At 51.4% G+C, this 18,218-nt stretch carries 18 protein-coding genes and 2 tRNA genes; 11 read left to right on the top strand and 9 right to left on the bottom strand.

Annotated features, from left to right (window positions below; genetic code table 11):
• From BLP78_RS03605 to BLP78_RS03620, 4 genes are all read right to left on the bottom strand, one after another.
• Nucleotides 1-1,137: an OprO/OprP family phosphate-selective porin gene (locus BLP78_RS03605; protein WP_256330013.1), complete on the bottom strand. Its 1,137-nt coding sequence runs from the start codon at nucleotides 1,135-1,137 to the stop codon at nucleotides 1-3.
• 79 nt (nucleotides 1,138-1,216) lie between these two features.
• Nucleotides 1,217-1,666: a substrate-binding domain-containing protein gene (locus tag BLP78_RS03610; RefSeq protein ID WP_256330014.1), complete on the bottom strand. Its 450-nt coding sequence runs from the start codon at nucleotides 1,664-1,666 to the stop codon at nucleotides 1,217-1,219.
• Nucleotides 1,667-1,829: 163 nt separating this feature from the next.
• Nucleotides 1,830-2,603, bottom strand: coding sequence for a PEP-CTERM/exosortase system-associated acyltransferase (locus tag BLP78_RS03615; protein WP_090456606.1), 774 nt, complete (start codon nucleotides 2,601-2,603; stop codon nucleotides 1,830-1,832).
• A 1,296-nt stretch (nucleotides 2,604-3,899) separates the two neighbouring features.
• Nucleotides 3,900-3,986: transfer RNA gene (locus BLP78_RS03620), tRNA-Leu, on the bottom strand.
• Between the two features lie 80 nt (nucleotides 3,987-4,066).
• Between BLP78_RS03620 and rnr the strand changes: the two genes are divergently transcribed.
• From rnr to dnaB, 7 genes are all read left to right on the top strand, one after another.
• Complete coding sequence (rnr, locus tag BLP78_RS03625; RefSeq protein ID WP_090456608.1) at nucleotides 4,067-6,262, top strand: ribonuclease R; 2,196 nt, start codon at nucleotides 4,067-4,069, stop codon at nucleotides 6,260-6,262.
• 97 nt (nucleotides 6,263-6,359) lie between these two features.
• Nucleotides 6,360-7,145, top strand: coding sequence for a 23S rRNA (guanosine(2251)-2'-O)-methyltransferase RlmB (gene rlmB / locus BLP78_RS03630; RefSeq protein WP_090456610.1), 786 nt, complete (start codon nucleotides 6,360-6,362; stop codon nucleotides 7,143-7,145).
• Between the two features lie 140 nt (nucleotides 7,146-7,285).
• A complete protein-coding gene (gene rpsF / locus BLP78_RS03635) occupies nucleotides 7,286-7,663 on the top strand; it encodes a 30S ribosomal protein S6 (RefSeq protein ID WP_025041627.1) in 378 nt (125 codons plus the stop codon).
• Between the two features lie 12 nt (nucleotides 7,664-7,675).
• The gene (gene priB, locus BLP78_RS03640) at nucleotides 7,676-7,972 is read left to right on the top strand and encodes a primosomal replication protein N (RefSeq protein ID WP_025041626.1); all 297 of its coding nucleotides are present in this window, start codon (nucleotides 7,676-7,678) and stop codon (nucleotides 7,970-7,972) included.
• 35 nt (nucleotides 7,973-8,007) lie between these two features.
• Nucleotides 8,008-8,292, top strand: a complete 285-nt coding sequence (gene rpsR, locus BLP78_RS03645) for a 30S ribosomal protein S18 (RefSeq protein ID WP_090456612.1) — start codon at nucleotides 8,008-8,010, stop codon at nucleotides 8,290-8,292.
• Nucleotides 8,293-8,303: 11 nt separating this feature from the next.
• A complete protein-coding gene (gene rplI, locus BLP78_RS03650) occupies nucleotides 8,304-8,759 on the top strand; it encodes a 50S ribosomal protein L9 (protein WP_090456614.1) in 456 nt (151 codons plus the stop codon).
• A gap of 232 nt (nucleotides 8,760-8,991) precedes the next feature.
• Nucleotides 8,992-10,380, top strand: a complete 1,389-nt coding sequence (gene dnaB / locus BLP78_RS03655; RefSeq protein ID WP_090456616.1) for a replicative DNA helicase — start codon at nucleotides 8,992-8,994, stop codon at nucleotides 10,378-10,380.
• A gap of 131 nt (nucleotides 10,381-10,511) precedes the next feature.
• Here the strand turns inward: dnaB and BLP78_RS03660 are convergent, their stop codons facing one another.
• The 3 genes from BLP78_RS03660 to queD all read right to left on the bottom strand — a co-directional run bounded on the left by BLP78_RS03660 (nucleotide 10,512) and on the right by queD (nucleotide 12,986).
• Nucleotides 10,512-11,957, bottom strand: coding sequence for a PhoH family protein (locus BLP78_RS03660; RefSeq protein ID WP_090456618.1), 1,446 nt, complete (start codon nucleotides 11,955-11,957; stop codon nucleotides 10,512-10,514).
• Nucleotides 11,947-12,423 carry a peroxiredoxin gene (locus BLP78_RS03665; RefSeq protein ID WP_090456621.1) on the bottom strand — a complete coding sequence of 159 codons (477 nt, stop codon included), beginning with the start codon at nucleotides 12,421-12,423 and terminating at the stop codon, nucleotides 11,947-11,949. The genes BLP78_RS03660 and BLP78_RS03665 overlap by 11 nt, the downstream gene beginning before the upstream one ends.
• Nucleotides 12,424-12,524: 101 nt before the next feature.
• Nucleotides 12,525-12,986 (bottom strand): 6-carboxytetrahydropterin synthase QueD, encoded by a 462-nt coding sequence (queD, locus tag BLP78_RS03670; RefSeq protein ID WP_025041620.1) that lies wholly within the window; start codon nucleotides 12,984-12,986, stop codon nucleotides 12,525-12,527.
• Nucleotides 12,987-13,297: 311 nt separating this feature from the next.
• Between queD and BLP78_RS03675 the strand changes: the two genes are divergently transcribed.
• Nucleotides 13,298-14,101: a radical SAM protein gene (locus BLP78_RS03675; RefSeq protein ID WP_090456884.1), complete on the top strand. Its 804-nt coding sequence runs from the start codon at nucleotides 13,298-13,300 to the stop codon at nucleotides 14,099-14,101.
• A gap of 95 nt (nucleotides 14,102-14,196) precedes the next feature.
• Here BLP78_RS03675 and BLP78_RS03680 read toward each other — a convergent pair whose 3' ends face one another.
• Complete coding sequence (locus BLP78_RS03680) at nucleotides 14,197-14,481, bottom strand: helix-turn-helix domain-containing protein (protein WP_025041617.1); 285 nt, start codon at nucleotides 14,479-14,481, stop codon at nucleotides 14,197-14,199.
• A 597-nt stretch (nucleotides 14,482-15,078) separates the two neighbouring features.
• On the opposite strand from BLP78_RS03680, the gene BLP78_RS03685 reads away from it, so the two are divergent.
• Together BLP78_RS03685 and BLP78_RS03690 are read left to right on the top strand one after the other, a co-directional pair.
• Nucleotides 15,079-16,308, top strand: coding sequence for an aspartate kinase (locus tag BLP78_RS03685; protein WP_090456624.1), 1,230 nt, complete (start codon nucleotides 15,079-15,081; stop codon nucleotides 16,306-16,308).
• 116 nt (nucleotides 16,309-16,424) lie between these two features.
• Nucleotides 16,425-16,517: transfer RNA gene (locus tag BLP78_RS03690), tRNA-Ser, on the top strand.
• A 236-nt stretch (nucleotides 16,518-16,753) separates the two neighbouring features.
• On the opposite strand, the gene BLP78_RS15130 is transcribed toward BLP78_RS03690, so the two are convergent.
• Nucleotides 16,754-17,131, bottom strand: a complete 378-nt coding sequence (locus tag BLP78_RS15130; RefSeq protein WP_143002883.1) for a hypothetical protein — start codon at nucleotides 17,129-17,131, stop codon at nucleotides 16,754-16,756.
• 454 nt (nucleotides 17,132-17,585) lie between these two features.
• On the opposite strand from BLP78_RS15130, the gene BLP78_RS03700 reads away from it, so the two are divergent.
• A complete protein-coding gene (locus BLP78_RS03700) occupies nucleotides 17,586-18,104 on the top strand; it encodes a PEP-CTERM sorting domain-containing protein (RefSeq protein WP_090456628.1) in 519 nt (172 codons plus the stop codon).
• Nucleotides 18,105-18,218 lie beyond the last annotated feature (114 nt).

Genomic DNA, 18,218 nt, shown 5'->3' on the forward strand with positions numbered 1-18,218 from the left:
CTAGAACCTATAGGAACCGAGGATTGAGAAGAGATTCCAGTTCTGGGACAGATCGCCAGGAACAGGATTGTCAAGGGTAGAGAGCCAGCCCGTACCGTTGACCCGGTGATATTCGGCGCGCAGCATGAACTCGGGCGTGACGTTCCAGCGCAGCCCCACAGTTATATCCTTGGCGAAGCGGTTATGTGCAGGGCGTCCGGAAGCCGCAGCCCATTTGCTTCCACTACGATCGTTCCTGTCGGTATAAAGCACGTCGTATCGAATTACGGCCTCCCATTCAGGAGTAAAACGATATGCACCTTGAAAGTAATAGCTTTCCCCGTAGAAATCCAATGTGAGTGGCGCTACACCGAAATTCTTGAATTCGAAATGGCGTAGGGCATATTCGGAAGTGAGGCTCCAACGCTCGGCATTATATTGAGCCGAGAAAACGAGCGGCGTAAAGCGGATAGAACCGGCTTGAATTGGATCACTTGCTGTCGGGTTATATCCTATATTGAGTTGCGATCCACTGAATGCTAAGCGAAATCTACCTTCGTCGAGCTCATAAACGACACGGCCGATATAAGACATTTCCGACACGAATCTGCCGGATCTATCCGAACCCAACAAGGCTACCTCTGCTTCCGCACCTCTGACCAATGGGCGTGCCACCCCTAGCTGAAATGAAATGTTTCCGATATCGGAGCGTTGCTCGCCATATAGATGTGCGCCATCTGCGGCTAATGCCAGCTTGCGCGTGCGGTCGAAATAAATGGATTGTGGCAGCAGTATGCTTGGCCGCGTGAAGGGTACGTCGCGGGTATCGTTATAGAAGCCGATTGGGTTTTTCATCCTGCCCAGGCGTATTCCCAGTTGATTGCTCTCGCCGGAGAACATTGTGTAATCGAGAAAACCGTAATCCAGCCGGATATTGCCGGGGCTGCCTTTGCCCGCCCAGCGCGACAGCATCTGTGCCGAAAACTGCAGCTTGGGTAGTGGCCTCATCGAAGCGTTCAATCCCAGCTCCCTGAAGTCAAAGCTGCCGTCATCAGAAGCGCTTTTTCCGAAAACGTTGTTGTTGCCGGAGCTCTTCAACCAGCTCTGGCTTGCAAAGCCATGTATTTGCAGATTTTGCGGCAACTTTTCAGCTTGCACAGCGCAGCTCCATAGGATGCCCGGCACGCACGGCACGAGAGCGAGCCTGATAGCCATCAGGAAACGGCTGCGAGAGCGGCTATTTGATCTGGAGTACATTGACACTACCGTCCATCCTGGATTTAGTTAAATAACCAATTGCTCCAGGCGTGCTGGCGACCTTGGCAAGCATTTCCTGAGGAGAACTTACTGTATTGGGGGCTTGACCGGTTCCCGAAAATACCAATCGATCCCAGGCGGCGCGAAGCTGGTAGGGAAAGACATTCAGTGCCTCTTTAGCAAAGATGGCGTGTAGAGGCGCGTCGTCCGGCATTACGAATATCCGTATGGCCGTGCCGTCCGGCCACTCGTGGAGGCGCATTCCGAAGATGGCGCGTAGGGTGCTCCTGGAAATCGTTTTCTCGCTGACTCCGGGGTGAGTCACGACCTCATAGTGATCCGTTGCCCGAGCAATGCTTATAGTGCACAGCATGCTGAGCAGCAGATATAAGAGCAGGATAAGACGACCGGTATTTTTTTTAATTGTCACGGTTTAAATTATTGATCTGTCATTCATGCCATTTGCGCACCGCAGCCGGGCTGAAGCCCCCACCGTTGAGATAGCTGGCAGAATAAAAGAGTGGGCGCAATTGAGAAACGCACCTGGTTGTGATAGAAGTGATTGACTTCTAAGTGATCTCTACATCTCTACTCTAAAGTCTCGCTATTGACATTTCCAGCGACGATATTTCGCAGGTATGCTTTAGAGGCCCTAACCGGACGCTGCCGTAATTCGTAATCAATTCCCATATCTCGCTATTGTGTACATAAATGGTTTCCAGCATTTTGATCAGGTCAATGATGTAGGGTCGACGTGGGCCGTGATAGTCCGCTAATGGTCCGATGGCATCAAACTGCAGTCCATAGGGAGCTAATAATCTGTTCAATGAAGGATCCATTACCGAAAGACAGTGTGTGATATTGTGTTGAGCGGACATTTGTATGATGCCAACAACAAGCGCCAGGATGGGATGAGGAAAGCGCCGCTTATTCCCTGCAACAAGCTCCCTTTGAGGTTTTTTCTCATTGTCACCTCTGCGTTGGCGAAGCCGTCGCACGATAAGCAGGCGCGATATTTCGGCTGTATTACGTCGCGGTAACGCATGGACATCAATAAGTGCCGGATCAAACTGGGTATGCTGCTCGATGGGAAATGGTTTTTCCACATTCACCGGATCGGGCAATATCAGACGTGCTGTTCCTACATAATCACCAGAGGAACGGTGCTGTAGAAGAATATGAGATGAATGGTCATCATAGCTGTCGCGTTCGTACCCTTCCGGATAACAGGACACGTCAAAACCGGGAAGACGCTGCTCGATGCATAGCACTTGATAGCGCAGGCGAAATACCTCACGTAGCAATTCCGGAGAATCGACATGGATAATTTCGAAATATTCGTTGAAAGCGGCCACGACGTCGTTCATTTGGAAGAGCCCAAAAGTAACGTCGCTCGCAATCCATTACTTATGAGATTTCTTTGCTGATCAACTGACCGGAGAAGGCGGGTCAGTCCGGCTGAGCCCCGTTCGCTCGTCCTTCCAGCCGCCGGTTTCATGATGAAGAAGCTTTTGCCAAAGATTGGAAAGCAAGGGCCAGAGTGTGTTTTCTGCGCAAATCGGCCCGCTTCGGGGGCATCGCTTATCGATGAGTGTGGGGGAAACAAGCCATGCATATGCATATCGTTTATAAAGGATAGAAAATTTTTTGCCATGTGCGATAGACACTGATTTCGAGTGAGTCGCTACATAGTTAACGACGAAAATCTGCTTCACTTTATTCCAATGTGAATTGAAAGGAATAAGATTGCCGCTTTCTGTTTTCTCTCGCAGGGTTTCATACGGCAAAAATTAGGCCTGTTTTGCAATCGTCATAAGAAGGATGCAGGATCTGGTTTTAGTGGCATTACCGCTGTCTTTTGAAGATGGGAAATAGCAGACGGAATATTCAGGACAAGGAACTCGGGAAACGGCGCTTTGCGGCGCGCGGCGGCAAAATCGGGTTGGTCATCACCAATTGCAATTCCGCGCTAAGTCCGGCTATGAATGTTCCGACATGCTCCATTCGCCGGCGTTAGAGATTGAAGTCCGGTTAAAGCCCTGGATGGCATAGATTTTCTTCTGTTAAAGAGCCATGATTCGGCCATCTATTGAATGGCAGGTAAGTACGCTATGAGACAATGGATTGGCGTTCATGGATAGCTGTAAGATTTTACAGCTAGAAATTACTTGATCCGGCACAGTTCGGCTGATAGAAGTCTGATCAACCCGCTTATCATAAGAAATATAGGGCCGATACAGGATACATACAAGAGAACTATTTCAAGACTGATGCATTTCTGTCACACTGCTGGTGTTTGCGAGTGGCGATTCACCGCTTGCAATGATTTCGTCAGACGACACAGTTCCGGCAAGTTCAGCGCTTGTTCGAGAAGTGGCGATACTCGCTGCTATAATCAAGACCTCGGCATCAGCCGTTTATTTAGCGCTTCTGTTTTTGAGTCAGAAGTAGCGTGCTTCCGAATGTCTTCTTTGTCTATTTCGACGTACCGCCCTTTGCCCTGTTTCCTGATATACGCCGCAATGAAATTCCTGACGGAAAAATGACGGAGCAGGCAGCAAATGGAGTGGATTGAATACCGCAATAGTTGAATCAAGTGATAGGCGTAACATGCCTGATAGGCAATGAACACGCCGGAGAGAGGGGTCTTGAAGAATATAACCTGGTGCCCAGAAGAGGACTCGAACCTCCACAGTGTTGCCACCGCTAGGACCTGAACCTAGTGCGTCTACCAATTCCGCCATCTGGGCAATGCTCGCATCCTGTCCGGAGTGGGACTTACGATACAGGGTGCGGGGCAGAGGTCGCAATTTTATAGGAAACCATTGCTTTGTCAATTAAGAAGAAACGCAAACTCCGCGATCTTGATCCTCATCTTGAGCGCGAGAAGCTTCAATATGGTCATCCGCTGCCGAGCCGCGAATTCATGCTCCAGATTCTGGAAGAGCATGGCGTTCCCGTGAATGAGAAAGCATTGCAGAGCCTGCTGGAAATTACGGACGAAGAAAACGAAATTTTCAGTCGCCGTGTTTCCGCGATGTTACGCGAGGGTCAGATTATGCGTAACCGGAAGGGCGATATCTGCGTGGTGGACAAGCTCGATCTTATCAAGGGGAGGATCCAGGGGCATGCGGATGGTTTCGGCTTCCTGGTACCCGACGATCGTAGTCCGGATCTGTTTTTGAGCGCCAAGGAAATGCACAAGGCGCTGCATGGCGATCGTGTGATGGTGCGCGAAATTGGGGTGGATAGGCGTGGACGCAGGGAAGGCACTATTGTGGAGGTGCTGGAGCGTGCCGTCACTCAACTGGTTGGCCGCTTGCACGCCGATCACGGCATTTTGTTCGTGGAGGCGGAGAACAGGCGTATCAGCCAGGATATTCTGATCCCGCCGGAAGAATCCATGAACGCCAGGGCGGGCCAGGTGGTGATGGTCGAAATCATCCAGCAGCCCAGCAAGAACGCGCAGCCCATCGGCCGCATCGTCGAGATTCTGGGTGAGTATACCGCCCCCGGCATGGAGATCGAAATTGCTCTCCGGAAACACGATTTGCCCCATCAGTTTCCACCAGAAGTGGAAGAGCGTTCAGTCAGATTCCCCGATAGCGTGCTGGAAGCGGATCTGGCCGATAGGGAGGATATTCGTCATTTACCGCTGGTGACGATAGATGGGGAAACCGCACGCGATTTTGACGACGCGGTGTATTGCGAGCGCGACGGGAAAAGTTACAAGCTATATGTAGCCATTGCGGATGTCAGCCACTACGTTTGCCCCACGGATGCGCTCGATCGCGAGGCTTTGAATCGAGGCAACTCGGTTTATTTCCCGCGGCGCGTTATTCCGATGTTGCCGGAAGTGCTTTCAAATGGTCTATGTTCGCTTAACCCGCAGGTGGAGCGTTTGTGCATGGTATGCGAGATGAGCATTGATGCAGCGGGCGATTTTCAGGAGTATCGTTTTTATCCCGCAGTCATGTTTTCCCAGGCACGGTTGACCTACACCAAAGTGGCAGCGATGCTGGAAGATCCCAAGGGTGAGGATGCCCAGCAATACAAGAGCCTTCTTCCGCACATTCAGTTGCTCTACAAACTATTCAAGGTGTTGTTCAAGGCGCGAGGCAAACGGGGCGCAATCGATTTTGAAACGATTGAAACCCAGATGATTTTCAACGATCAGGGAAAAATCGAGTGCATTCTTCCCGTGAAGCGCAACGATGCCCATCGGTTGATCGAAGAATGTATGCTGGCGGCGAACGTGTGTGCCTCGGATTTCTTGCAGAAACATAAACAACCCACGCTCTATCGTATCCACGAAGGCCCTACCCCGGAAAAGCTGCTTGCCCTGCGTGATTTCCTCAAGGAATTCGGCGTGCAGCTAAGCGGCGGCGACGAGCCGAGCGCTAAAAACTACGCCAGGACGCTGAGTAAAATCAAGGATAGACCGGATGCGCAGCTCTTGCAGACAGTGATGTTGCGATCCTTGCGCCAGGCGGTTTACAGCCCGGACAACATTGGCCATTTTGGGCTTGCATACGAGTCATATACCCATTTCACTTCACCTATCCGGCGCTATCCCGATCTGCTGGTGCACCGTGCGATCAAGACAGTATTGAATGGCGGAACGTATTCTCCCGGCGATTGGCATGAACTGGGTGTGCACTGCTCACAGACAGAGCGCCGTGCAGACGATGCCAGTCGCGATGTAGAGTTGTGGCTTAAATGCTATTACATGCAGGACAGAATAGGCGAGCGCTTTGAAGGCGTGATCAGCGGCGTAACCGGCTTTGGCCTTTTCGTGGCGCTGGATGGTATTTATGTGGAAGGGCTTGTGCATATTTCGGAATTGCCCAGCGACTATTTCCATTTCGATGCCGGCAAGCACATGTTGCTGGGTGAGCGCAGCGGCAAGCGTTATCGCCTCGGCGACCGACTCAGCGTCAAGCTGGTGCGAGTCGACCTGGAGTCGAGCAAGATCGATTTTGTCTTGGCCGGAACCAGTTCGCGCGATACGGGAGATCAGAGTTAACTCGGCGTTAACCCGGAGCGCAGGATAGATTGGGCTCCGATCAGCCGGAGTCGCTACATTCCTGACCCATCTACTTACTCAATTGATCTATTTATAGATGTCCCATATACGCCTTATATTCGGCTTCCACGCTATTACCAGCCGACTGCGGCAAAATCCTGCCAGCATCAAGGAAATTTTTCTCGATGCCGAGCGCCGGGACCAGCGCGCGCGTGACTTGGCGAAGCTTGCCGAAACCCAGGAGGTCCGGTTGATCTCATGCGATAACACCAGGCTTGCGGCGATGGCCGGTGGTGCGCGCCATCAGGGCGTGGCGGCGAATATAGACGCCTCTCGCAGTTATGTGGATATAGACGATGTGCTGGACACGCTGACTGAACCTGCGTTGCTTCTGGTGCTGGACGGCATACAGGACCCGCACAATCTGGGCGCCTGCCTGCGGGTGGCAGATGCCTTTGGCGTTCATGCCGTGATCGCGCCGAAGGACCGTGCCGTAGGGCTCACCGCCACGGTGCATAAGGTAGCGAGTGGTGCAGCCGATGCCGTGCCGTATGTTTCCGTGACTAATCTGGCTCGCACGTTGCGGGAGCTGAAACAGCGCGGTATATCGATAATCGGAGCAACGGCCGATTCGGACATCGATCTCAACTCTGTGAAGCTGGAGGGGCCTGTTGCCTGGGTGCTTGGCGCGGAAGGGAAAGGTATGCGCCGGCTGACGCGCGAGGTCTGTGATCGCCTTGTTGCCATCCCCATGCTGGGCAGCGTCGAAAGCCTGAACGTTTCTGTCAGCGCCGGCATATGCCTCTTCGAGACTCGCCGGCAGCGCACTAGCCAGGAAGCCGCTGGGGAGGCTGCTACAAAAGCCACTGTCGCGCCCGCGTGAGACTATCCGAGCTTCATTGATGCCTGTTTAAATGCCTTTGCCAATTGATATTTCTTTCCCGGTTCAGTATAGTACCCGGTTTTTCAACCCTTGCCTCACCGTGTTCGCATCGCGGGAGGCTCTATCCATGAGGAGATTGCATGCGACATTACGAGATCGTTTTTATCGTCCATCCTGACCAGAGCGAGCAGGTTCCCGCGATGATCGAGCGTTACCGCGGAATCGTTACTGCGAGAAACGGACAGGTTCACCGCCTGGAAGATTGGGGGCGCCGCCAGCTCACCTACCTGATCCAGAAGGTTCACAAGGCGCATTACGTGCTGATGAACATCGAATGTGATCAGGAAACACTGGACGAACTGGATCATTCATTTAAATTCAACGACGCGATATTGCGGCATCTCACCACTAAAATGGGCGGGCCGGTAACGACGCCTTCGCCGATGATGCGCGAAGAAAAACCAAGGTCAGCCGCGCCAGCAGCGGAGGAGCTTAAAGAAACCACTCTCGCGACGTAGGCCCGGCAATAATTGAACTGCAACCAGACTGTAATTTGCGGAAAGATTATCGAAATCGGTAGTTTGCGTTACACACCGGCGGGGGTGGCGGTGACGGAATTCAAGATTAGCCACGTCTCCCGCCAGATCGAAGCAGATAAGCCGCGCCAGGTGGAGTGCGAAATTTCGGCAGTGGCGCTAGCACAGATGGCTGAAGCCATTGCGGGCATAGCGCCCGATACGCTGGTGAAACTCGCGGGTTTTCTGGCAAAAAAAAGCCGGATGAGCTTGCAGCTGGTGCTGCATGTGAACAAAGTTGACCTTATTTAAATTATTCAGGCCCTCATTTCAAGACAGGAAAAATCATGGCTCGTTTTATTTCAAGACGTAAAGATGGTAAAGACAAGGACAAGGACAAAAAGGCCAACCGCCCGTTGTTCAAGCGCAGGAAATTCTGCCGGTTTACCGCGGAAGGCATTAAAACCGTGGATTACAAGGATGTCGAGTTATTGAAAGATTTCATCAATGAAAACTGCAGGATCATTCCGGCCCGCATTACCGGTACCAAGTCGCGTTATCAGCGCCAGCTAAGTATTGCTATTGAGCGCGCGCGCTTTCTCGCATTGCTTCCTTACACCGATTTGCACTGAGGAGCGACGATATGCAGATCATACTGATGGAAAAAATTCTCAATCTCGGCCAGTTGGGTGACGTTGTCAAAGTCAAAAACGGGTATGCGCGGAATTTCCTTATTCCGCAAGGCAAGGCAAAGCGGGCAACGCAGGCAGCCATTGCCGAGTTCGAGGTGAAGCGCGCGGAATTGGAAAAAACCCACGCGGATGTGCTGGCTGCTGCTCAGGCGCGTGCGGAAAAACTGGACGGATTAATGGTGCAGATTAGCCAGAAGGCCGGCGTTGACGGCAAACTGTTCGGTTCAGTTACCAACGCCGATATCGAGGAGGCATTGAAAGCCCAGGGCTTCGAGATTGAACGGGCAATGATACGCATGCCCCAAGGTTCATTGAAGCAGGTGGGAGACCACCCTGTCACGATCGCATTGCATAGTGAAGTACTGGCAAATATTGTTGTCTCCGTTTTGGGCGAGGCTGCTTCCTGAAAGTACGCCCATCCGCGCCAGGGTACTCCTGCAGGATGGTTCTGAATACCCCTGAATGATCCTTTGATTTCAAGTCCTGGTTGCCGACCCAGCGTTGACAACCAGGGGCTCGACAGGGGATTTCTTCAGAGGTTTCCCAGGGGCTGTTTATAGCCCTTTTCTCGTTTTTCCGTATATCCATATCGTACGGATGGTAAAATCTTCCCCTTCCCCGTAACGCCACCCGGATCCCATGGCTCAATTCCGCACCGCAGCCACCAACGATCAGTTGCTTGAATCCTACAAAATGCCGCCACATTCGGTTGAGGCGGAGCAGTCTGTACTGGGCGGGTTGATGCTTGATAATTATGCCTGGGATAAGGTGGCTGACGTCATCACCGAGGATGATTTTTACCGGCAGGACCATCGGCTCATTTATCGCCACATTTGCAAACTGGTGGAGCATAGCAAACCCGCGGACGTGGTGACCGTCGCCGAGTCGCTTGAAATATCAGCTGAGCTGCAAAACGTAGGTGGATTGGCCTATGTAGGTGTGATCGTTCAAAATACGCCCTCCGCAGCCAATATTCGGCGTTATGCGGAAATCGTGCGCGAACGGGCAGTGATGCGCAGACTGGCTCAGGTCGGCTCGGAGATCTCGGACTCCGCGTATAGTCCCGCAGGGCGCTCCGCTGCGACCCTGCTGGATGAAGCTGAAGCCAAGGTGTTTGAGATTGCCGAGGCAGGGGCGCGGGGAAAGCAGGGTTTTATCGATATTCAACCGCTCCTCAAGCAGGTCGTGGAGCGTATCGAGACACTATACAATCAGGATAATCCCAGCGATGTGACCGGAATCGCTACCGGATTCCATGATCTCGATCAGAAGACTTCCGGCTTTCAACCGGGTGACCTGGTTATTGTCGCGGGTAGGCCCTCCATGGGCAAAACCGCCTTTTCGCTCAACATTGCCGAGCATGTTTCGCTGGTACTGGAGAAACCCGTCGCCGTATTCAGTATGGAAATGGGGGGAGCGCAGCTGGCAATGCGCATGCTGGGCTCGGTAGGGCGCCTGGATCAGCACAAGGTTCGCACCGGCCGCTTGCAGGATGAGGATTGGTCCAAGCTGACGCATGCGCTGGGCAAGCTGAGCGAGGCGCCACTTTTCATCGATGAAAGCGCGGCGCTGAATGCGCTGGAGGTTAGAGCGCGGGCGCGGCGGCTTCATCGCCAGCATGGCGAACTGGGATTGATCGTGGTCGATTATTTGCAGCTGATGTCCTCAGCTGGTCAAGGCGAGAATCGGGCCACTGAAATTTCCGAGATTTCCCGTTCGCTGAAGGCATTGGCAAAAGAACTGCAAGTGCCTGTCGTCGCGCTGTCGCAATTGAACCGCAGCCTTGAGCAGCGCCCGAACAAGCGCCCCATCATGTCCGATCTGCGCGAATCCGGAGCCATTGAACAGGATGCGGACCTGATTCTTTTTATCTATCGGGATGAAGTCTATAACCCGGATACGCAAGACAAGGGAATCGCTGAAATCATCATAGGCAAGCAACGGAACGGCCCGATTGGCAAAGTCGATCTTACCTTCCTTGGGGAATACACCAGATTCGAGAGCTGCGCCAAATCCGGACATTATTGAGAACTGCCGAATAACGCGTACGAGCGCACCTGAATTTCATTCAGAGACTGCACCGGTAATCTGAGGGAACACAGAGGTGCAGGCTGGCTTGTTCCGAGCCTTAATCAAGCCAAGCTATACATGCTTGCAAGCTACAAGACCTCAGTCGCATAATCGGCCAACCTGGAACGTTCACCGCGCTGTAGCGTTACGTGGCCGCTGTGGCTCCATCCCTTGAATCGATCCACCACATAAGTCAATCCCGAGCTTCCTTCGGACAAATAAGGCGTATCTATCTGGGCAATATTGCCCAGGCACACCACTTTGGTCGCCGGTCCGGCGCGGGTAATGAGCGTTTTCATCTGCTTGGGCGTAAGATTCTGCGCCTCATCGATTATCAGAAACTTGTTGATGAAAGTTCGCCCACGCATGAAGTTGAGCGACTTGATCTTGATGCGAGAACGGATCAGATCGAGCGTGGCGGCGCGGCCCCATTCTCCCGTGCTGCTGTCCGTTTTGTTGAGGACGTCCAGGTTATCTTCCAGCGCGCCCATCCACGGCGTCATCTTTTCTTCTTCGGTTCCCGGCAGAAAGCCGATATCCTCACCTACCGGCACCGTGACGCGCGTCATGATGATTTCCGAATAAACTTTATGCTCAAGCGTTTGCATCAGGCCAGCGGCGAGTGTGAGCAGCGTCTTGCCCGTCCCCGCCTGCCCCAGTAGCGTGACAAAATCTACTTCCGGATTCATCAGCAAATTGAGCGCAAAATTCTGCTCACGATTGCGTGCGGTGATCCCCCACGTATTATTTTTCTGGTGAGTGTAGTCCTTGAGCGTCTGCAGAACGGCGGTTTTGCCGCTGTGCTCGGTGACTTTGGCATAGAACGGTTTGTCATGCTCCAGATAAACAAACTGATTGACGATAAAGCTGGCGCATAGCGGGCCTTTGACGCGATAAAACGTGTGGCCGGATTGCTGCCATGATTCCATTTCCTTGCCGTGTTTGTCCCAGAAATCCGTGGGTAATTCCTGTATCCCGGAAAAGAGAAGATCGGTGTCTTCCAGGACCTTATCGTTGAAGTAATCCTCTGCCGCCAACCCCAGCGCCCGCGCCTTGATACGCATGTTGATGTCTTTGGACACCAGCGCAACGCTACGATCCGGATAGGTTTCGTGCAAAAATTTCACGACGCCGATGATCTGGTTATCGGCGCTGCCGCTGGCCAATCGCATGGGCAAAACGCTGGTGATCGCCTGTGTCTGGAGGAACAGCCGTCCGGTTGCGCTCTTGCTGCCGTGCGGCTGCAATGAAATACCTTGATCAATATCGGTTACCGCACTGCTGACGATCTCATCCAGAAAACGACTGGTCTGGCGCGCGTTACGCGCCACCTCCGACATTCCTTTCTTGTTATTGTCGAGCTCCTCAAGGATTACCATGGGGATATAAATATCGTGTTCCTGGAAACGGAACAGGCTGGTGGGATCATGCATCAGCACATTGCTGTCGAGCACGAACAACTTGGGCTTGGTTCGCAAACGGGTGATTTTGGTAACGGGAGAAACTGTAGATGAAGCCGGTTTTCTAGGACTCATGAGTTTCTCTGCCCAGGTTCTTCACGAATTCCAGTACTTCCTCGACATGGCCATCAATTTTGACTTTCCGCCATTCCGCCCGCAGGATCCCGTCCGCATCGATGACGAAGGTGCTCCGCTCTATGCCGCGGACCTGTTTGCCATACATATTTTTCATCTTGATGACGTCGAACAGCTTGCAAGCGATTTCGTCGCTGTCGCTCAGCAATTCGAAAGGGAATTCCATTTTCGCCTTGAAATTTTCGTGCGACTTGATACTGTCTCGCGAGATACCTACAATATCGCAGTCCAGTTTTTTAAATTCGCCATAAGCGTCGCGAAACTGCTGACCCTCTGTGGTGCATCCCGGCGTGTTGTCTTTCGGATAAAAATAAATTACGAGGTTTTTTCTGGACGCCTCGGATAGGCGGAATACCTTATTGCTGGTGGAAGGAAGCTCAAAATCGGGAACGGGCTGATTTAGCATGGGAGAGGGGCTCACGGTAAAAAGACTTGTCTGCAGAATTTTTCATTTTGCATGGTAACAAAAAGATGGCATAAAGCAAATGTCGAAGCCGCAAGACTTATTCAGCGCATCTTCAATACCTGGGCTCGCGTGGCATCTGCCCAGCAATTGGGCGTTTCAAACAAGCGCACCTGCTCCAGCCTAAGGTGGTTGCCATAGGTATCCTGATAAGCCGCATCCAGTATCCGGAATGCGGTGAGCACGAGATTTTCCGCCGTGGGTGGCGTATCCAGCACGACTGTTTTATGGTCTTCCAGAGATTGAAGAAATTGCAATAACTTTACGTCTTCGGAATATACCAGGAATGCGTGATCCCATTTGTCCACCAGCACGGTGTTGGCGATGCGCTTTACTTCGGAATAATCCATTACCATCCCTTGTTCGGCGACGCCCGCTTCAGTGATGATGTCTCCGGACAAGGTGATTTCAATAGCGTAGCGATGCCCATGCAAGTGACGGCATTTGCTATTATGGGAAGGTATGCGGTGGCCGGCATCGAATTCCAGCCTGCGTGTAATTAACATTATCCTAAATCCGGTAGTTGACCGCTCATTTAATAGGTTAGTGTTGTGATTAATGACAATATTTCATATTATTTGACGCTCACCTTCCGGGTGAGGGCGCTACGGGGAGAATTGCACAGTTTCTGGGGCACATGGCTGCGTTGCAACTTCTTGGAATGGAACGACCATTCCGCGTCGTTGCGCCTTGCCCTACACCCCAAAAACAGTACACTTCTCCCCGTCCAACTACCGGATTTAGGATTATCGGAATTGTAACATTGCAGCGAACTAAACGATTGCATGTCGAGGACCACAGCCGCGATGTCGCGGGGATGACCTACGTCTATCCCGTGGTGTCGCGCCGCGCCGGGGGCGTTTCGATAGGCATTAACCTCAATCCCAACAATGCATGCAACTGGCGCTGCATTTATTGCCAGGTTCCCGAGCTCAAACGCGGAACGGCGCCGGTAATTGATCTGACCAGGCTCGAAGCGGAATTGCGCACGTTTCTGCATGAAATTCTGCACGGCAACTTCATGCAGGCACAAGTACCGCCGGAAGCGCGGCGCATCAACGACATCGCATTTTCCGGCAACGGCGAACCCACCAGTGCCCGGGAGTTTGAACAGGCGGTGGAACTGATCGGACGCGTGAAAGCCGATTACGACCTGCCCGAGGCGCTTAAGCTGGTGTTGATCACCAATGGCAGCCTGATTGAGCGGCCTGGCGTACAGGCGGGCTTGCGCCGTATGGCAGCGCTCAACGGCGAGGTCTGGTTCAAGCTGGATAGTGTTACCCGGGAGGGGAGGCGATCCATCAACAATACAAGCATGAGCCTGAAGCAGGTTCGTGAAAACCTGGAACTGGCTGCGTTTTTATGCCCTACCTGGCTGCAAACCTGCGTGTTTCAAATCGATGGCTTGCCGCCCACTCAGCTGGAATCGGACGCCTATCTAACATTTATAGAGAAATTCCTGCAAGGAGGATGGCTGCTCAAAGGGGTATTGCTATATGGGCTTGCACGCCCGTCCCTGCAACCGGAAGCACCGAGGCTTACAAACATCGGTCAGGCGTGGATGGAGTCATTTTCGACGAAAATCCGCGCCCTCGGACTCACCGTCAAGCTGAATCCGTGAATTCCAATTCTCGCCTTCCCGATTTTCGCATCGATATTCAATGACATTAACCAAACCGGAGCGTAATGGCTGTACCTTGACGAGTATATTGACTGTTACTTTGCCTTGGCCGCTTTCTTCAGGCTCTTGTACAAATCGGGATTCTGGCTTTTCAGCAATGCAGCCACGGCCAGATCATCCTTTTTGATCTTGGTGAGATCGATATGCTCCATATGTACGAGCCGCACGAGCTCTCTTACCGGCCGGGGCATATTCCGCCCGCTTTCGTAACGGGAGCCTCCACTTTGAGTGACACCGACTTTGCTCCAGAAGTCATGCTGGTTAAGACCCAATTTGCGGCGGATTTCACGAGGATTGGATATTTCTTCGAAGAGTTTCATGGGTCGGCTCTCACAGGTTATGGTAAAAGGTTATTGTTGAGGTTATGTTATAGAATTATTGCACATACATAAATTTAATTCGTTTTTTTATTCTATGCAAGTATTAAGTGCGTCGGTTTTTCCCCTCGCCAGGCTTTGTCGGACCTTCATACTTATCATTTTGGCATGTTTGGGGAGCCTTGGGTTACCCTCGGCGCAAGCGTATGGCGCTTCGCGGGGATGAGAGGTGCGAAAGGAAGGAGATATGATGGAGCGAATGGCTGAATCCCCTGTCTTCATTAGGGAATTACTGTCGGGTTCACCATAAGTAGCGGCGCAAATTCCAACTGACCTGCATAGCGTAAATGAACGGAGTCACCGTCGTAAACGGCGATCGCGTTGCGAGTTCCCGCGACTGAACGGAAGAAATTGGCGCTTGCTTTGCCTATCTGGAATTGTTCCAAGTTTTCTTTCCGGTAATGAGGTAAAATCCAAAAAATAAAAAACTATATTCTCTGAGGCAAGCTCTTGCCATCACCGGCTGTAAATTGATCCGGCATATAATCCAGTTTTGCTTGCGGCAAGGTTCGTTATTCCAAACATAGAAGCCGGGTAATCGTGACACTTATTATTCAAAAATATGGCGGTACATCGGTCGGCAGCACTGAGCGCATCAAGAACGTCGCGCGGCGCATAGCGAAGTTTCAATCCCGTGGCCACCAGGTCGTGGTGGTGGTTTCTGCCATGAGCGGGGAAACCAATCGTCTTATTGCTTTAGCCAAGGAATTCCAGTCGCATCCCGATCCGCGCGAACTGGATGTCATGGTGTCGACTGGAGAGCAAGTTTCTGTCGCGCTGTTATCGATGGCGCTGATGGATATGGGCATCAAGGCGAAAAGCTATACCGGGACCCAGGTGAGGATACTTACCGACAACGCCCACACTAAAGCGCGGATATTGAAAATCGATGAGGATAAAATACGCAGGGATCTCGATGCAGGGTATGTGGTGGCGGTGGCCGGGTTTCAGGGCGTGGACGAAGCCGGCAGTATCACCACTTTGGGCCGTGGCGGGTCTGATACGACAGCGGTTGCATTAGCGGCAGCACTTGAGGCCGATGAATGCCAGATTTATACCGATGTGGATGGCGTTTATACCACCGACCCGCGCATCGTGCCTGAAGCTCGCAGGCTCAAGACCATTACTTTCGAGGAAATGCTTGAAATGGCGAGCCTGGGCTCGAAGGTATTGCAAATTCGTGCCGTCGAATTCGCAGGTAAATACAAGGTTAATTTACGGGTGTTGTCCAGCTTCGAGGAAGAAGGAGAGGGCACACTGATTACTCTCGAGGAAGAAAAGAACATGGAGCATGCGATTATTTCCGGTATCGCATTTAATCGGGATGAAGCCAAGATTACCGTGCTGGGTGTGCCGGATCGTCCTGGTATCGCTTATCAGATTCTCGGCCCGGTCGCGGATGCCAATATCGATGTGGATATGATCATCCAGAACGTCGGCCATGACGGCCTGACGGATTTTTCATTTACGATAAACCGTAATGAATTCTCCAGGACCATGAATATCCTGGAGAACCAGGTTCAGGCCCATATCGGCGCGCGTGGCGTCATTGGCGGCGAAAGAATAGCCAAAGTATCGGCAGTGGGTGTCGGAATGCGCTCGCATGTCGGTATCGCCAGCAGGATGTTTCGAGCCCTGGCGGAAGAAGGAATTAATATCCAGATGATTTCCACCTCTGAAATAAAAATCTCGGTGGTGGTGGATGAGAAATACATGGAGCTCGCCGTACGCGTGCTGCATAAGGTGTTTGAACTGGATCAGGCGCCATAACCGTTCGAGCAACCGGGTATGCAATTCGTGACGTCAAATACACGCCCCGACGTTTGACCGTAGAGTTGTAAACCGCTATCCTAGTGTGGCTTTACGTTTTTTGCTTTGTGCTTTGTGGAGAGATGGCCGAGTGGTCGAAGGCGCTCCCCTGCTAAGGGAGTATAGGCTCAAAAAGCTTATCGAGGGTTCGAATCCCTCTCTCTCCGCCAATGACAGCTCCAAAGCAAGCTGAGTGGCAGGCTTATGTCCAAGTTCCAAAATCCTGATCGCTTCCAGTTTGAACTCCTTGCCGAATCGCTTTCGATTACGCTCAGGATTCTGTTTCCATTGCTCTCCTCCATATGACACTTTCGTTCACATGTTTTCCTTCTAATGTGTCTGGAAAAGCCGGGTTGACTCACTTCTCAATCTACCCAATAGTTATAGTTACCGGTGTTTTAAGAGATTAATAGTCAGACCGCGAATTGTTCTGCTGTTGCCTCCGTTGTTGCCGCTGGCGATATTCTTTCTGCCACTGTTCAAATTTCTCCTCCTGCTGAGTGCGCTGGTTCTGTCGCTCCAATTGCTGTTCATGCTGGCGGCGGAACAGCTCTTGCTGACGCTTTAGTTGATGCTCCTGACGCTGGTTTTCCTGCTGCTGATGCTGGCGTTGCTGCTGCTGAAACTCATGCTGTTGCTGAGAATCTTTCTGGTGTTGCTGACGTTGACGCTTCAGCGTCTGCTCATTCTTTTGCCGATCCTGTCGCTGCTGCTCAAACGCATCAGTCTGCGCCCATGCAACAGCATTCAAAAAAAGCAACGAGATAATAACCACAGGATTCATTTGGTTCAGTTTTAATTATTAAAAATGCGGAACGAATAATATTATTCAGGTTGCATGATCAGCATTGACGCGCCGAATTCATTACAAAATGTCAGCAAACTTTACATTTTATCAGAGCAAATCCATCTGTAATTTCTTAATACCATGATAAGAAAAAGTTTTTGAATCTGGTATGAATAATGCTTGTCCTGCGCTAGGGCAAAAAAGCTTCACTATTTAATACCGAAACATTGGTCTAAAACCACGGATTTCTTATGTCTCCCGTTTCATTTTCAGGGAATCACTAGCGTTCTTCAACGTGACCATGTTTTATGTGTTGTTTTCAGAGATTTGCCCGACAGGAAATCAATGATGTCGAGAATTTTTACACAAAAATTGTCTCGAAACGCTCAGTCGGAGTTCAGGTAAGGAGGTTCTGTTTCATGATTGAAGATAATAAAAATAGGTGGCATTAATGAGATTTCTTTCAAGGTTTATTCTAGGTGGCATATTGGCTCTGACGGTACAAGCTGTCGGTGCGTCGGTATTAACCGTAACGTATACGGCGTCCGATCTGGCAGATAGCGTGCCGGGACTCGATCGCTGGCAGCTCACCTATCATGTTGCCGGTTCACTGGATGCATTCGAAGGCTTGAATGTATTATTTGATCCATCGGATTTTGCTGCTCTTTCTGTCGATGCGGCACCGTCGGGTTGGCTAACTTATTCATTGGATCCAGATCTTGCTTTCAATACCGATGGTGTTTTCTCCTCGACCATTGACGGTACGGGCATGTTACCGGCCGACTTCATAGTCAGCTTTGATTGGATCGGAGCAGGGGTTCCAGGTTCGCAGTCATTTGAAATATTTGATGATAATTTTATTGTGACTGGAAAAGGTACAACTACATCTGCAACGGTTCCAGAGCCAGGTAGCCTGGTGTTATTAGCAGTTGGCTTGGCAGCTTTTGCCATGATCCGCAGGAGATATTGAAGGAAATAGCTATAGCAGGAATTGCGAGTTTGCACTGAGAAAAAAAGCAACTACACCTACGTACCGGCCACTGCAGCCGCTTACGACAATCAATACGTTATTTTAAAGGGGTAT

The sequence above is a fragment of the Nitrosospira sp. Nsp1 genome (assembly GCF_900100985.1).
Classification (GTDB): Bacteria; Pseudomonadota; Gammaproteobacteria; order Burkholderiales; family Nitrosomonadaceae; genus Nitrosospira.